Below are 16,588 nucleotides of genomic sequence, written 5' to 3' on the forward strand. Positions count from 1 at the left end.
CTATTAGGCCAAAGCTATGATCCGTATTTCCGATTCTGCACAAGCGCACTTTGCCAAACTGCTGGCAAATCAGGAAGAAGGGACGCAGATCCGCGTGTTTGTGATTAATCCAGGCACTCCGAATGCAGAATGTGGTGTTTCTTATTGTCCTCCGGACGCTGTGGAAGCGACTGACACTGCCCTTAAATTTGAACAGCTCACCGCCTACGTTGATGAGCTGAGCGCACCGTATCTTGAAGATGCGGAGATCGACTTCGTCACCGACCAGCTGGGTTCTCAGCTGACCCTGAAAGCGCCGAACGCGAAAATGCGTAAAGTGTCTGACGATGCCCCGCTGATGGAGCGCGTTGAGTATCTGCTGCAATCCCAGATCAACCCACAGCTGGCGGGCCACGGCGGTCGTGTTTCCCTGATGGAAATCACCGACGAAGGTTTTGCCATTCTGCAGTTTGGCGGCGGCTGTAACGGCTGCTCAATGGTCGATGTAACGCTGAAAGAAGGGATCGAGAAGCAGCTGCTGAACGAGTTCCCGGAACTGAAAGGCGTGCGTGACCTGACCGAGCACCAGCGCGGCGAGCACTCTTACTACTAATTCAGTATCCGTCTGTATCGCCCGGTGGCGCTGCGCTTACCGGGCCTACAGAAATAGTGAGGTCTGATGCCCTCACCCCGGCCCTCTCCCACGGGAGAGGGTGAAAACATTAAAAACGGTAACCTCATGGTTACCGTTTTGCGTTTACCTCCCATATGTTGACCTGCGTCTCATAATTCAAATTTAGCCTCCCAGGGTGATTCTCAATCGCGCCATGTTACCCGTATCATTCTCGTGGGCACTCAGCATCCTTATAACAGCCGACTAAACTTAATGGTTTCGAAGGCATCAGTATGAGTGCCGTTAACACTCTGTTCCCAGTTGGGACAATCGGAATTTGTCGTTGAAACAATGACGTTACCCATAACAATTCAAAGGCCAGGTAAATCATGCCATTAGTCATCGTTGCTATCGGTGTTGTGTTATTACTGCTCTTGATGATCCGTTTCAAAATGAACGGATTTATCGCTCTGGTTCTGGTGGCACTTGCAGTCGGTCTGATGCAGGGTATGCCGCTGGTTAAAGTTATCAGTTCCATCAAAGCCGGCGTCGGCGGCACGCTCGGCAGCCTGGCGCTGATCATGGGCTTCGGCGCCATGCTCGGCAAAATGCTGGCAGACTGCGGGGGCGCGCAGCGTATCGCCACCACGCTGATTGCCAAATTTGGCAAGAAGAACATCCAGTGGGCGGTGGTATTAACCGGTTTTACCGTCGGCTTCGCGCTGTTCTATGAAGTGGGCTTCGTGCTGATGCTGCCGCTGGTGTTCACCATCGCGGCTGCGGCAAACATCCCGCTGCTGTATGTCGGTGTGCCAATGGCTGCGGCGCTGTCCGTGACTCACGGCTTCCTGCCGCCGCACCCGGGTCCAACCGCTATCGCAACCATTTTCCACGCGGATATGGGTAAAACCCTGCTGTTCGGTACGATTCTGGCGATCCCAACAGTGATTCTGGCAGGCCCGGTTTATGCCCGCTTCCTGAAAGGCATTGATAAGCCGATCCCAGAAGGTCTGTACAGCGCCAAAACCTTCACCGAAGAAGAGATGCCGGGCTTTGGCGTCAGCGTCTGGACCTCTCTGGTACCGGTGATCCTGATGGCGATGCGTGCCGTGGCGGAGATGATTCTGCCGAAAGGTCATCCGTTCCTGTCCGTTGCGGAATTCCTCGGTGACCCGGTCATGGCAACGCTGATTGCGGTGCTGATCGCTATGTTCACCTTCGGCCTGAACCGCGGCCGTTCTATGGATCAGATCAACGACACGCTGACCTCTTCCATCAAAATCATTGCCATGATGCTTCTGATCATCGGCGGCGGCGGTGCATTCAAGCAGGTTCTGGTCGACAGCGGCGTGGATAAATACATCGCTGCCATGATGCATGAAACCAACGTATCGCCGCTCCTGATGGCCTGGTCTATTGCCGCGGTTCTGCGTATTGCGCTGGGTTCTGCGACCGTTGCAGCGATCACCGCGGGCGGTATCGTTGCCCCGCTGATTGCGACCACGGGTGTTAGCCCTGAGCTGATGGTTATCGCCGTCGGTTCCGGTAGCGTGATTTTCTCTCACGTTAACGACCCTGGCTTCTGGCTGTTCAAGGAGTACTTCAACCTGACGATCGGTGAAACCATCAAGTCCTGGTCCGCGCTGGAAACCATTATTTCGGTGTGCGGTCTGGTCGGGGTACTGCTGTTGAATATGGTGGTTTGATGTAAAAAAGCCGGGTAGCGCTGACGCTTACCCGGCCTACATTCTATTTCCTCTCCCTCTGGGAGAGGGTTAGGGTGAAACTACCGCTTCTTGCCCACCGCCCTTCTGCGTTTGTCCAAATCCTTAATCAGCTTGTTCACCCCGTCATCGGCAAACATCTTCTCAAGCGATATGGACAGCTTGCGACGCCAGTTCTTGTACTGATAGCTGGTGCCCGGAATGTTCACCGGCTCCGCCATATCAATCCAGTCTTCCGGCTGCAGGCCCAGCAGGGCGCTGTTGCTGTCGGCAATATAGCGCTGCAAGCCGCGATTGAGGGTAGCGGTCATCGACATCAATGACGCCTTATGTCCGGCACGTTTCGGCAGACAGCCCTGCTTGTGCAGCGCATCCAGCAGCCCCTGTTTGGAGAGCTCGCGATCCTGATACAGGCCGCGCAAAACCTCTTCATCAGGGTACAGCCCGAGCGTTTTGCCGAGCGTCAGATCGCCGCTTTCCCAATAGCCACGAAGCGTAGGAAGGTCATGCGTCGTCGCGACTGCCATTGACTGTTCAGGGTACGCTTTCGGCGCGCGGAAGGTTTTCTCATGGTCGTTTTCAAAATAGAGCACTTTATAGGAGTAGACGCCGCTGTCGCGGAGCTTGCTGACAATTTCCACCGGCACGGTACCGAGATCTTCACCGATCACCATGCACTGGTGGCGTTTACTTTCCAGGGCCAGGATCGACAGCAGATCGTCAACCGGATACTGCACGTACGCCCCGTGATCGGCCGTTTCACCGTACGGGATCCACCACAGACGCAGCACGGACATCACGTGGTCGATACGCAGCGCGCCGCAGTTCTGCATGTTCGCGCGCAGCAGGTCGATGAACGGCTCGTAGGCGCGCGACGCCATGACGTGCGGATCCATCGGCGGCAACCCCCAGTTCTGACCGAGCGGCCCAAGAATATCCGGCGGCGCGCCGACGGAAGCTTTCAGACAGTAAAGCTCACGGTCGCACCAGGTTTCCGCGCCGCCCTCTGCCACGCCGACGGCCAGATCGCGATACAGGCCGATCGGCATCTTATAGCCCTGGCTCACCTGCCAGCAGGCGGCAAACTGGCTGTACGCCAGCCACTGCAGCCACAGGTAGAAGTCCACTTCATCGGCATATTTTTTACAGAACGCTTTTACTTCAGGCGTGTCGACGGACTGATACGCTTCCGGCCAGACCGGCCAGCCCCAGCGCATTTCGTCCTCCTTCACCTGATACGCGTGCAGTGCATCAAACGCCGCCTGCCAGTACAGGCTCTCGCCCTCCTGCGTCACAAACTGGCGGAACGCGGCCATCTGCTCGTCATCGCGCTGCGAAAAGCCTTTCCACGCCAGACGCAGCGCGGCCATTTTCAGCGCCGTGACGGTGGAATAGTCCACCCACTCCGCGTCGCGCGCCTGCTTCAGGGCCTGCTGCGTGGTGCTGAGTTTCCACCACGCCTGCGCCTCTTTGCTGTTTTTGAAGTCATCTAACGCGTTAACGTCGATATAAATCACGTTCAGCCAGCGACGGGACGACGGGCTGTACGGGCTGGCGCTCTCCGGGTTGGCCGGATAGAGCGCGTGGATCGGGTTGAGCCCGATAAACGCGCCGCCGCGCTCGCCCACATCCACCAGCATCTTTTTCAGATCGCCAAAATCACCGATGCCCCAGTTGCTGTCGGAGCGCAGCGTATAGAGCTGCACGCAGGCGCCCCACAGCTTTTTGCCTTCGAGCAACGCCTGCGGCTCGTAGCAGCGTTTTGGCGCGACGATCACCCGGCAGTGGAAACGACGATCGTCCTGGGTGAGCGTTAAGGTGTGATACCCCTCCGGCAGCTTCGCCGGAAGGTTTAACGTTTTGCCGCCGGTGGCGTGGCCTTTGTGCTGATGCCCCTCTTCGGTGGTAAGCAGCCAGCTAAACTCGCCGCGCCCCTCCACCGCCAGCGGCATCTTTTTGCCTGCGGTGAACACCTTCACGTTCGGCACCGGCGCAACCGACGCTTTCGCGTCGGCTTTGTGCATGGCATCCAGCAAACGTCTTTTGGTGTCGGCGCCAATAGACTGCGGTTTGCCGTGCGCATTAATGTAACTGAGGCTGATCCCCGCCGCCTGCGCGGCGCTGTCCAGACGTTTACTCTCCATCGCGCTTCCTTAGCGTTTTGCCTGCCAGATACGGGCCTGATAATCACGGATTGAACGGTCAGAGCTGAACATACCGCAGCGGGCGGTGTTCAGAATGCACGCGCGGGTCCAGGCTTCCTGGTCGCGATACAGCACGTCGACCTGCTTTTGCGCTTCAACGTAGGCCGTGAAGTCCGCCATCACCAGATACGGGTCACCGCCGTGTTTGTCCATGCTGTGCAGCATCTGGTCAAACGCGTGCTTGTCGCCGTCGCTGTATTTACCGCTTTCCAGTTCCTTCAGCACCGCGTCGAGTACTTTGTCTTTCTTACGCCATTTCACCGGGTCATAGCCTTTGGCCTTGATGGCCTTCACCTCTTCCACGGTGTGGCCGAAGATAAAGATATTCTCTTCCCCGACCTTCTCGGCGATTTCGACGTTTGCCCCGTCGAGCGTACCGACGGTCAGCGCGCCGTTCAGCGCCAGCTTCATGTTGCCGGTACCGGACGCTTCTTTACCTGCCGTCGAGATCTGCTCGGAAATATCCGCCGCCGGGATCAGCATTTCAGCCGCCGAGACGCAGTAATCCGGCAGGAACACCACCTTCAGCTTGTCGCCCACTTTCGGATCGCTGTTGATCGCCGCCGCCACTTTATTGATGGCGAGGATAATGTTTTTCGCCAGGTAATAGCCCGGTGCCGCTTTCGCACCGAACAGGAACACGCGCGGCACGCGGTCGGCCTGCGGGTTCTCGCGGATCTCTTTGTACAGCGCCAGAATATGCAGCAGGTTCAGGTGCTGGCGTTTGTACTCGTGCAGACGTTTGATCTGGATATCGAAAATGGCATTCGGGTTGATCTCAATGCCGGTACGCACTTTCACAAACTCCGCCAGGCGAACCTTGTTCTCCAGCTTGATCGCGCGGTACTGCTCGCGGAATTTCGCGTCGTCAGCCTGTTTTTCCAGGTTGATGAGCTGGTCCAGATCGTTGGCCCACTCTTTCTTCAGGGTCTTATCCAGCAGACCGGCCAGCAGCGGGTTGCACTGCTTGATCCAGCGACGCGGCGTGATGCCGTTGGTCACGTTGTGGAATTTGGTCGGCCAAAGCTGGTGGTATTCCGGGAAGAGATCTTTGACCACCAGATCCGAGTGCAGCGCCGCCACGCCGTTCACCGCAAAGCCGCTGACCACGCACATGTTCGCCATGCGCACCTGCTTGTCATGCACAACCGCCAGCTTCGCCCAGACCGCTTTGTTGCCTGGCCAGGTTTTATCCACCAGGGTTTTAAACTGGTCGTTAATCTTGTTGATGATCTGCATGTGGCGCGGCAGCAGCGTTTTCACCAGCTTCTCATCCCAGCACTCGAGCGCTTCTGGCATCAGGGTGTGGTTGGTGTAGGCAAAGGTACGGCTGGTGATGGCCCAGGCGTCATCCCAGCTCAGCTGGTGCTCGTCGATCAGCACGCGCAGCAGTTCCGGGATCGCAATCGTCGGGTGCGTGTCGTTGAGCTGAATCACTTCGAAGTCCGGCAGCTGCGCCAGCTTGCGGCCCGCCAGATGATGGCGACGCAGAATGTCCGCCACGGAGCAGGCGCACTGGAAGTACTGCTGCATCAGGCGCAGCTTTTTACCGGCCAGGTGGTTGTCGTTCGGGTAGAGGACTTTGGTCAGCTTCTCGGCGTCGATGCCCTGCTGCTCGGCGCGCAGGAAATCGCCGTCGTTGAATTTGGTCAGGTTAAACGGATGCGCGTGCTTCGCCTGCCACAGACGCAGCGGCTGCGCCACGCCGTTACGGTAGCCGAGCACCGGCAGATCCCAGGCTTCACCGGTAATGGTGAACGCCGGTTCCCAGAGCCCCTGCTTTGTCACTTTCCCGCCAATACCGACCTGCACATCCAGCTGCGCGTTGTGGCGGAACCACGGATAGGTATTGCGATGCCAGTCGTCCGGCGCTTCCATCTGATGGCCATCGGCAAACGACTGACGGAACAAGCCATACTGATAGTTCAGGCCATAGCCAATTGCCGACTGGCCGACGGTAGCCATGGAGTCGAGGAAACAGGCTGCCAGACGTCCCAGACCGCCATTGCCCAGCGCCGGGTCAATCTCTTCTTCCAGCAGGTCGGTCAGGTTAATGTCGTGTTCTTTAAGGACGTCACCAACGTCCTGATACCAGCCGAGGTTCAACAGGTTGTTGCCCGTCAGGCGGCCAATCAGGAATTCCATTGAAATGTAGTTTACATGGCGCTGGTTCTTCACCGGCTTTGCCAAAGGCTGAGCATCCAGCTGTTCTGCGAGCGCACCGCTCACGGCCTGCCACCACTGGTGAGGCGTCATCTCGTTTGCAGCATGAAGGCCAAAACGCTGCCACTGACGCGTCAGGGCAGCCTGGAATTGAGCTTTGTTGAAGGTAGGCTGTGACATAGGGGATCGGCATCCTTTAGAAAGAAAACACAAGTTGGCGCTAGTGTGCCTGGCTCATTTCCCCTCTTCCTCCTCCTGTGGGGGATTAGACAGGGAGGAGTAGCGGGGATGAGCATAAAAGTGTGATCGAGGCCACTCTCAGAGCATAGTTCGAGTGTGCCCGGAAGATAAAAAAGTAACCGGGGAGAATGTCAAAGAAATGAAATGCAGTTTCGGGTGAAATTAATCCGTTCTGAAATGATTACTTACGTAGAATAATAATTTAGCCATCGGGACAGATCTCAAAAGACTATTACTCTCACTCAACTTTACCCGCACTTTATTAAATTTGACGTCACTATACCTTTCTGAAACCAGTTTCAGCGCAGCGGCAATGTATACAGACAAACCAGCAGTGACGCGGCGTTACGGCCCTTTCGAGAAAGTTCCAACATTTGCCTGAATGTTTTGTGACAGAGTGCAAATTCAGAACCACAAAACCTAGACATAACTTGCAATAGTTCTCTTTCTGTTCGACCTTATATCGTATTAATTACGAAGCGCAAAAAAAATAAAATCTCTCGTTCCCCACAGTGAAGTGAAACCTATGTTGATTCCGTCTAAATTAAGTCGCCCGGTTCGTCTTGACCATACAGTGGTCCGCGAGCGTCTGTTGGCTAAACTTTCCGGCGCGCATAATTTCCGACTGGCGCTGGTTACGAGCCCTGCAGGCTATGGAAAAACAACGCTCATTTCGCAATGGGCCGCGGGTAAAAGCGATCTTGGCTGGTACTCCCTCGACGAGGGCGATAACCAGCAGGAGCGTTTTGCCAGCTATCTGATTGCCGCCATACAGCAAGCCACCCATGGACACTGCGTCGCCAGTGAGGTGATGGTGCAAAAGCGCCAGTACGCCAGCCTTTCCTCCCTTTTCTCTCAGCTGTTTATCGAACTGGCCGAATGGCATCGTCCGCTTTACGTGGTGATCGACGATTACCATCTCATCACGAATCCGGTGATTCATGAATCGATGCGTTTCTTCCTGCGCCATCAGCCGGAAAACCTGACTTTAGTGGTGCTGTCACGCAACCTGCCGCAGCTGGGTATTGCCAACCTGCGCGTGCGCGATCAGCTTCTGGAAGTGGGCAGCCAGCAGCTGGCCTTTACCCACCAGGAAGCGAAACAGTTCTTTGACTGCCGCCTGACATCACCGATTGAGGCCGCCGAAAGCAGCCGTCTGTGTGATGACGTTGCCGGCTGGGCCACGGCGCTGCAGCTTATCGCGCTCTCTGCCCGACAAAACAACAGTCCGGCGCATCAGTCTGCCCGGCGTCTGGCGGGCATCAACGCCAGTCACCTTTCCGACTATCTGGTGGATGAGGTGCTGGACAGCGTCGATCCCTCGACGCGTAATTTCCTGCTGAAAAGCTCGCTGCTGCGTTCCATGAACGATGCGCTTATCGTGCGCGTGACGGGCTGTGAAAACGGTCAGCTGCAGCTCGAAGAGATTGAACGTCAGGGCCTTTTCCTGACGCGCATGGACGATCCCGGCGAGTGGTTTAGCTATCACCCGCTGTTTGGCAGCTTCCTGCGCCAGCGCTGTCAGTGGGAACTGGCGGTTGAACTGCCGGAGATCCACCGCGCCGCTGCCGAAAGCTGGATGGCGCAAGGCTTCCCGAGCGAGGCCATCCACCACGCGCTGGCCGCCGGTGATGCCAGCATGCTGCGCGATATCCTCCTCAACCATGCGTGGGGCCTGTTTAACCACAGCGAACTAACGCTGCTGGAAGAGTCTCTCAAAGCCCTGCCGTGGGAAAGCCTGCTGGAGAACCCGCGTCTGGTGCTGCTGCAGGCCTGGCTGATGCAGAGCCAGCACCGCTACAGTGAAGTGAACACCCTGCTGGCGCGCGCCGAGCAGGAGATGGAAAGCGAAATGGATACCACCCTGCACGGCGAGTTCAACGCGCTGCGCGCTCAGGTGGCCATTAACGACGGCGACCCGGACGAAGCTGAACGGCTGGCGATGGTCGCGCTGGATGAACTGCCGCTGGCTAACTTCTACAGCCGCATCGTGGCGACCTCTGTGCACGGTGAAGTGCTGCACTGCAAAGGCGACCTCACCCGTTCCCTTTCACTGATGCAGCAAACCGAACAGATGGCGCGTCGACATGATGTCTGGCATTACGCGCTGTGGAGCCTGATCCAACAGAGCGAGATTTTATTCGCGCAGGGGTTCCTGCAGGCCGCCTGGGAAAACCAGGAAAAAGCGTTCCAGCTGATTCGTGAACAGCACCTGGAACAGCTGCCGATGCACGAGTTCCTGTTGCGTATTCGCGCTCAGCTGCTGTGGGCATGGTCGCGTCTGGATGAAGCAGAAAGCTGCGCCCGCCAGGGTGTGGATGTCCTTTCCAGCTTCCAGCCTCAGCAGCAGCTGCAGTGTCTGGCGCTGCTGGTACAGTGCTCGCTGGCGCGCGGCGATCTCGATAACGCCCGCAACCATCTGAACCGCCTGGAGAACCTGCTCGGCAACGGTCAGTATCACAGCGACTGGGTCTCTAACGCCGATAAGGTCCGGGTGATTTACTGGCAGATGACCGGCGATAAAAAATCCGCCGCCAACTGGCTGCGTCAGACGCCTAAACCGGAATTTGCTAACAACCACTTCCTGCAGAGCCAGTGGCGGAACATTGCCCGCGCGCAGATCCTGCTCGGTGAAGTAGAGCCCGCAGAGATTGTGCTGGAAGAGCTGAACGAGAACGCGCGCAGCCTGCGTCTGATGAGCGACCTGAACCGCAACCTGCTGCTGCTGAACCAGCTTTACTGGCAGGCGGGTCGTAAAAACGATGCCCAGCGCGTGCTGCTGGAAGCGCTGCAGCTGGCTAACCGCACCGGCTTTATCAGCCACTTTGTGATTGAAGGTGAAGTGATGGCGCAGCAGCTGCGTCAGCTTATTCAGCTCAACACGCTGCCGGAGCTGGATCAGCATCGCGCCCAGCGCATTCTGCGCGAGATAAACCAGCATCATCGGCACAAGTTCGCGCATTTTGATGAGAACTTCGTTGAACGTCTGCTGAACCACCCGGAAGTGCCGGAGCTTATCCGCACCAGTCCGCTCACGCAGCGCGAATGGCAGGTGCTGGGTCTGATCTATTCAGGCTACAGCAACGAGCAGATTGCCGGTGAGCTTGCGGTGGCGGCGACCACCATCAAAACGCATATCCGCAATCTGTATCAGAAGCTGGGCGTGGCGCATCGACAGGATGCGGTGCAGCATGCGCAGCAGCTGTTGAAGATGATGGGGTATGGCGTGTAGGACCTCTGCGGTCTGATGCCCTCACCCCGGCCCTCTCCCACAGGGAGAGGGAGAACGGCTTTTCAACACAACTCTAACTGCAAATTATTATCTTTAATCACCTGCATCACGCCCGCCGGCGGCATCACGTCGGTGTAGACCGCATCCACCATGCTGATGCTGCCCATGTTTACCATCGCATTTCGGCCAAACTTCGAATGGTCCACCACCAGCATCACGTGGCGTGAGTTCTCAATAATCGCGCGCTTGGTGCGCACCTCGTGATAATCAAACTCCAGCAGCGAGCCGTCGCTGTCGATGCCGCTGATCCCGAGAATGCCGAAGTCGAGGCGGAACTGAGAGATAAAATCGAGGGTCGCTTCGCCAATAATCCCGCCGTCGCGGCTGCGCAGTTCGCCGCCCGCGAGGATGATGCGGAAGTCATCTTTCTGCATCAGGGTATTGGCCACGTTCAGGTTGTTCGTGACCACGCGCAGGTTCTCGTGATCCAGCAGCGCATGGGCGACCGCTTCCGGCGTGGTGCCGATATCAATAAACAGCGTCGCCCCGTTCGGGATCTGGCTGGCGACCTTGCGGGCAATGCGCTCTTTCTCTGCCGTTTGCGTGGCTTTACGGTCATGCCAGGAGGTATTGACCGAACTGGACGGCAGCGCCGCCCCGCCGTGGTGGCGAAGAATGCGGTTCTGATCGGCCAGGTCGTTCAGGTCACGACGGATGGTTTGTGGGCTGACGGCAAACTGTTCCACCAGCTCTTCGGTGCTGACGTATCCCTGTTTTTTTACCAGTTCGATAATAGCGTCATGACGTTGTGTTTGTTTCATCAATTATCCCTGAGAATTATGTTCGTTTTCGCGCATAGAGCGTGTCGGCAAAGGCCATCGCCAGCCCCACGGCCAGCCCGGCGACGTGTGCACCGTTGGCGATAGACATACCAAACAGATCAAACCATCCGGCAATTAGCCATATTAACGCAAAGGTTATTAATCCGCGCTGCAGATAGATGCCGCTTTCCGGATCACGCTCCCCGCGAAGCCAGACATAGCCCATCAGGGCATACACGACGCCCGACAGCCCGCCGAACCACGGCCCGCTGAACTTGTGCTGCACATAGCCGCTCAGCAGGGCGCTGATAAGGGTGATAACGATCAGCTTGCCGCTGCCCAGACGCTTTTCAACAGCGCCGCCGAGATACCACCACCAGAGCAGGTTGAAGAGAATATGCATCACCGAGAAGTGCATCAGCGCGTGGCTAAAGTAGCGCCAGACGTCAAACTCAAGAGACGGGTCATAGGGCCAGGCCAGGGCAATCATCACGCTCTGGTCGCCCACCACGTTCATGATAATGAAGACGATAATGCAGGCCGCCATCAGCAGCAGCGTAAACGGGCCCGCGCGTTCGCGGATGGTGGCAAGGAAGGGAAAACGGCTGTAGTGCAGTCCGCTGTCGGTCTGCCCGGACTGCCAGCTGGCCGCCAGATAGCGCGGGTCGCCGGGGTTCTCAAGAAAACGCGCCAGCTCTTCGTTTACGCGCGCGGCTTGGCTCTCGTCGGCCAGCCAGACGTCGGTCTGCGTATGTTGCTGAATGGTCAGAATAACGCCCTGCGTCGCCATATAGTCGACAAACGCCTGGGCGACGCGCGGGTTGGTAAAAGAAGTGATCATCAACATGGGCAGCGGTCGCTTATTTCCACACAAAAGGGGACAGTATAGCGGGATCAGCGCTCAAAAGCGTATTCCACTTCTGCCGGGAAATGACGATGCCAGGCATCGAAGCCGCCATCGACGCTGTACACCGCGTCGTAGCCCTGCTGAAGCAGATACTGCGCCGCACCTTTGCTGCTGTTGCCGTGGTAGCACATGACCATCACCGGCGTCTCGAAGTCGTTATCGCGCATAAACGCGCCCAGCGTGTCGTTAGTGAGATGAAATGCGCCCGGCGTGTGGCCCATCGCAAAACTCTGCGGATCGCGGATGTCCACCAGCACCGCTTTTCCCTGGTGCATCTTCTGGTGGGCTTCTTCTACGTTAATACATTCAAACTGATCCATGGTGTTCTCTTTCGCTTATTCAGGTTTTATGCCGCCTGCTGACCCTCACCCCTGCCCTCTCCCTAAAAGGGAGAGGGAGCAAACCATCCCCTCGCCCCTCTGGGGAGAGGGTTAGGGTGAGGGGAGAGAGCATCAGACCGCACTATTTTACCCCGTAGTGTACGTCCTGGCGGCGGGTAAACGCCATTATGTTATCCATATCACTCTAAATTGTTTTTTTGATGTTACCAAAAGCGCGTTCCTTTGCTATTATGAGCGATATCGAACATTTCTGAGCTTTAACGAAAGTGCATGAGGGTGTTATGGAAACCAAAGATCTGATTGTGATAGGCGGTGGCATCAACGGTGCCGGTATTGCGGTCGATGCCGCAGGACGCGGTTTATCCGTACTGATGCTGGAAGCTAACGATCTCGCCTGCGCGACGTCGTCCGCCAGCTCCAAACTGATTCACGGTGGCCTGCGCTACCTGGAACACTACGAATTCCGCCTGGTCAGCGAAGCACTGGCCGAACGTGAAGTGCTGTTGAAAATGGCCCCGCATCTGGCGATTCCGATGCGCTTCCGCCTGCCCCATCGCCCGCATCTGCGTCCGGCGTGGATGATTCGAATCGGTCTGTTTATGTACGATCATCTGGGTAAACGCACCAGCCTCCCGGGTTCGACAGGTTTGCGTTTTGGCTCAGAATCGGTTCTTAAGCCTGAAATCGTGCGCGGTTTCGAATATTCCGACTGCTGGGTGGACGATGCGCGTCTGGTGCTGGCGAATGCGCAGATGGTCGAGAAGAAAGGTGGCGAGGTGAAAACCCGCACCCGCGCGACCTCTGCCCGTCGTGAAAACGGCCTGTGGATTGTGGAAGCGGAAGACATCGATACCGGCGAGAAATTCAGCTGGAAAGCGCGCGGTCTGGTGAACGCCACCGGCCCGTGGGTGAAGCAGTTCTTCGACGACGGCATGCATCTGCCTTCGCCGTACGGCATTCGCCTGATCAAGGGCAGCCACATTGTGGTACCGCGCGTGCATACGCAAAAGCAGGCCTACATTCTGCAGAACGAAGACAAGCGCATCGTGTTTGTGATCCCGTGGATGGACGAGTTCTCGATCATCGGTACCACCGACGTGGAGTACAAAGGCGATCCGAAGAACGTCGAGATCGACGAGAGCGAAGTGAACTACCTGCTCAAAGTGTATAACACGCACTTCAGGAAGCAGCTGTCACGCGACGACGTGGTCTGGACCTACTCCGGTGTGCGTCCGCTGTGCGATGACGAGTCTGACTCACCGCAGGCGATTACTCGCGACTACACGCTCGATATTCACGACGTTGACGGTCAGGCGCCGCTGCTTTCCGTGTTTGGCGGCAAGCTGACCACCTACCGCAAGCTGGCCGAGCACGCGCTGGAAAAACTGGCGCCGTACTATAAAGGCATTGGCCCGGCGTGGACCAAAGGCGCGGTACTGCCCGGCGGTGATATCGGCGACAATCGCGATGATTACGCCGCGAAGCTGCGCCGTCGCTTCCCGTTCATCACCGAAGGGATGGCGCGCCACTATGCCCGCACCTACGGCAGCAATACCGAGCTTTTCCTGGCCGACGCGAAGGACATTGCGGATCTGGGCGAACATTTCGGCCACGAGCTGTACGAAGCCGAGCTGCGCTACCTGGTTGAGCACGAGTGGGTTCGTCGTCTGGATGATGCTATCTGGCGTCGTACCAAAGAAGGGATGTGGCTCAACGCCGAGCAACAGTCTCGCGTGGCGCAGTGGTTACAGCAAAATGCGGGGAAGCGTGAGCTGTCGCTGGCGTCGTAATACGATCGGTGCGGGCTGATGCCCCCTCACCCTAACCCTCTCCCCGAAGGGGAGAGGGGACTTTAACACCCTCTCCCCTTCGGGGAGAGGGCTGGGGTGAGGGGGTGTTTTTACAACCTCACCGGATCAATATGCCAGATCGTCTCGGCATACTCCTTGATGGTCCTGTCGGACGAGAAGTAGCCCATATTGGCGATGTTATACATCGCGGCGCTGGTCCACTTCTCCTGCTGACGGTACAGCTCGTCAACCTTATCCTGACAGTCCACGTAGCTGCGATAGTCCGCCAGCACCTGGTAGTGATCGCCAAAGTTAATCAGCGAATCGACCAGATCGCGATAGCGGCTCGGTTCTTCCGGGCTAAACACGCCGGTCGCGATCTGCGTCAGCACCTGACGTAACTCTTCATCCTCTTCGTAATATTGACGCGGCGAGTAGCCTTTCCTGCGCAGCGCCTCCACCTCTTCCGTCGTATTACCGAAGATAAAGATATTTTCTTCGCCCACGTGCTCCAGCATCTCGACGTTCGCCCCGTCAAGCGTACCAATGGTCAGCGCGCCGTTGAGGGCAAACTTCATGTTACTGGTGCCGGATGCTTCCGTACCCGCCGTGGAAATCTGCTCAGAGAGATCCGCCGCCGGGATGATCATCTGCGCCAGGCTCACGCTGTAGTTCGGAATGAACACCACTTTCAGCTTGTCGCCAATGTCCGGATCCTGGTTGACTACCTTCGCCACGTCGTTGATGAGATGAATGATGTGCTTGGCCATGTAGTAGGCGGAAGCCGCCTTACCGGCGAAGATCTTCACGCGCGGCACCCATTCGGCCGTTGGATCGGCCTTAATACGGTTGTAATGGGTGATCACGTGCAGCACGTTCATCAGCTGACGCTTGTATTCGTGGATGCGTTTGATCTGAACGTCAAACAGCGCTTTCGGGTTTGCCACCACGTTGAGGTGCATCGCCAGCCAGACCGCCAGACGCTTTTTGTTCAGCAGCTTGGCTTCGCGCACGGCTTTGTTCACCGTCGGGAAATCAATATGCTGTTCCAGCTCGCTCAGCTGGCTCAAGTCGGTACGCCAGGTACGGCCGATATTCTCGTCCAGCACCTCAGAGAGCGGCTGGTTGGCCAGCGCCAGCCAGCGGCGCGGCGTGACGCCGTTGGTCACGTTGCAGAACCGCGTCGGAAAGATTTTCGCGAAGTCCGCAAAAAGCGACTGCACCATCAGGTTCGAGTGGAGCTCGGACACGCCGTTGACCTTGTGGCTGATGACGACCGCCAGCCAGGCCATGCGCACGCGGCGCCCGTTCGATTCATCAATGATGGATGCGCGGCTCAGCAGCCCGGTATCGTTCGGGTATTGCTCCTGCAGGGTCTTGAGGAAGTAGTCGTTAATCTCAAAGATAATCTGCAGATGGCGCGGCAGGATTTTGCCGAGCATGTCTACCGGCCACGTTTCCAGCGCTTCGCTCATCAGCGTGTGGTTGGTGTAGGAGAATACCTGACAGGTCACTTCAAACGCGTCATCCCAGCTGAACTTGTGTTCGTCGATCAGCAGGCGCATCAGCTCCGGAATGGAGAGCACCGGGTGGGTGTCGTTAAGGTGGATCGCGGTTTTCTCCGCCAGGTTGGCGTAGGTTTTGTGCAGCTGATGGTGGCGGCTGAGGATGTCCTGAATCGTCGAGGAGACGAGGAAATACTCCTGACGCAGGCGCAGCTCGCGACCGGAGTAGGTCGAGTCATCCGGGTACAGCACGCGGGACACGTTCTCGGAGTGGTTTTTGTCTTCCACCGCCGCAAAGTAGTCCCCCTGGTTGAATTTACCGAGGTTGATTTCGCTACTGGCCTGGGCGCTCCACAGGCGCAGCGTGTTGGTGGCATCGGTGTCATAGCCGGGGATAATCTGGTCGTAGGCCACGGCCAGGATCTCTTCCGTTTCTACCCAGCGGGATTTTTTGCCTTCCTGCTGGATACGTCCGCCAAAGCGCACCTTGTAGCGCGTATTGTGGCGCTTAAACTCCCACGGGTTGCCGTACTCCAGCCAGTAGTCCGGCGACTCTTTCTGGCGCCCGTCGACGATATTCTGTTTGAACATACCGTAGTCGTAGCGAATACCGTAGCCGCGGCCCGGCAGCGCCAGCGTTGCCAGCGAGTCGAGGAAGCAGGCGGCGAGACGCCCCAGACCGCCGTTGCCGAGCCCCGGGTCGTTCTCTTCGTCGATCAGCTCTTCTAAATCTAACCCCATCTCTTCCAGGGCGGTTTTAACGTCGTCATAAATTCCGAGCGACAACAGCGCGTTGGACAGCGTGCGGCCAATCAAAAATTCCATCGACAGGTAGTAAACCTGACGCGTTTCCTGCGAGAGCTGGGCGCGGTTTGAGCGCAGCCAGCGTTCCACTAAACGGTCACGCACCGCAAACAGGGTGGCGTTCAGCCACTCGTGCTTGTTGGCGATAACCGGATCTTTCCCGATGGTGAACATCAGCTTGTAGGCGATGGAGTGCTTTAACGCCTCAACGCTGAGCGTGGGTGAAGAGTAGCTAAATGGAGCGTTCATATCAGTAACTTCGCCT

Annotated in this window: 10 protein-coding genes; 4 read left to right on the forward strand and 6 right to left on the reverse strand. The window is 57.2% G+C overall.

What is annotated here, in order from left to right; genetic code table 11:
- The first annotated feature begins 16 nt into the window (after positions 1–16).
- Entirely contained in the window at positions 17–592 is a 576-nt protein-coding gene (gene nfuA / locus EnteroDNA1_RS12390; RefSeq protein WP_008503055.1) for a Fe-S biogenesis protein NfuA, read from the forward strand.
- Between the two features lie 389 nt (positions 593–981).
- Positions 982–2,298, forward strand: coding sequence for a gluconate transporter (gntT, locus tag EnteroDNA1_RS12395; RefSeq protein WP_039263070.1), 1,317 nt, complete (start codon positions 982–984; stop codon positions 2,296–2,298).
- Positions 2,299–2,378: 80 nt separating this feature from the next.
- On the opposite strand, the gene malQ is transcribed toward gntT, so the two are convergent.
- Positions 2,379–4,460: a 4-alpha-glucanotransferase gene (gene malQ, locus EnteroDNA1_RS12400; RefSeq protein WP_069303381.1), complete on the reverse strand. Its 2,082-nt coding sequence runs from the start codon at positions 4,458–4,460 to the stop codon at positions 2,379–2,381.
- A gap of 9 nt (positions 4,461–4,469) precedes the next feature.
- Positions 4,470–6,863, reverse strand: a complete 2,394-nt coding sequence (gene malP, locus EnteroDNA1_RS12405) for a maltodextrin phosphorylase (protein ID WP_033146829.1) — start codon at positions 6,861–6,863, stop codon at positions 4,470–4,472.
- A gap of 586 nt (positions 6,864–7,449) precedes the next feature.
- On the opposite strand from malP, the gene malT reads away from it, so the two are divergent.
- Positions 7,450–10,155, forward strand: coding sequence for an HTH-type transcriptional regulator MalT (malT, locus tag EnteroDNA1_RS12410; RefSeq protein ID WP_048981440.1), 2,706 nt, complete (start codon positions 7,450–7,452; stop codon positions 10,153–10,155).
- Positions 10,156–10,217: 62 nt separating this feature from the next.
- On the opposite strand, the gene EnteroDNA1_RS12415 is transcribed toward malT, so the two are convergent.
- The 3 genes from EnteroDNA1_RS12415 to glpE are packed head-to-tail and all read right to left on the reverse strand — an operon-like array spanning position 10,218 to position 12,203.
- Positions 10,218–10,976 (reverse strand): DeoR/GlpR family transcriptional regulator, encoded by a 759-nt coding sequence (locus EnteroDNA1_RS12415; protein WP_008503060.1) that lies wholly within the window; start codon positions 10,974–10,976, stop codon positions 10,218–10,220.
- A gap of 16 nt (positions 10,977–10,992) precedes the next feature.
- Entirely contained in the window at positions 10,993–11,823 is an 831-nt protein-coding gene (glpG, locus tag EnteroDNA1_RS12420) for a rhomboid family intramembrane serine protease GlpG (RefSeq protein ID WP_048977532.1), read from the reverse strand.
- A 47-nt stretch (positions 11,824–11,870) separates the two neighbouring features.
- A complete protein-coding gene (gene glpE / locus EnteroDNA1_RS12425; protein WP_006177908.1) occupies positions 11,871–12,203 on the reverse strand; it encodes a thiosulfate sulfurtransferase GlpE in 333 nt (110 codons plus the stop codon).
- A 302-nt stretch (positions 12,204–12,505) separates the two neighbouring features.
- Between glpE and glpD the strand changes: the two genes are divergently transcribed.
- Entirely contained in the window at positions 12,506–14,014 is a 1,509-nt protein-coding gene (glpD, locus tag EnteroDNA1_RS12435; RefSeq protein ID WP_069303382.1) for a glycerol-3-phosphate dehydrogenase, read from the forward strand.
- 110 nt (positions 14,015–14,124) lie between these two features.
- Here glpD and glgP read toward each other — a convergent pair whose 3' ends face one another.
- Positions 14,125–16,572, reverse strand: a complete 2,448-nt coding sequence (gene glgP / locus EnteroDNA1_RS12440; RefSeq protein WP_069303383.1) for a glycogen phosphorylase — start codon at positions 16,570–16,572, stop codon at positions 14,125–14,127.
- Positions 16,573–16,588: the final 16 nt, after the last annotated feature.

Origin of the sequence: Enterobacter sp. HK169, assembly GCF_001719105.1 — a bacterium.
Lineage (GTDB): Bacteria > Pseudomonadota > Gammaproteobacteria > Enterobacterales > Enterobacteriaceae > Enterobacter > Enterobacter asburiae_B.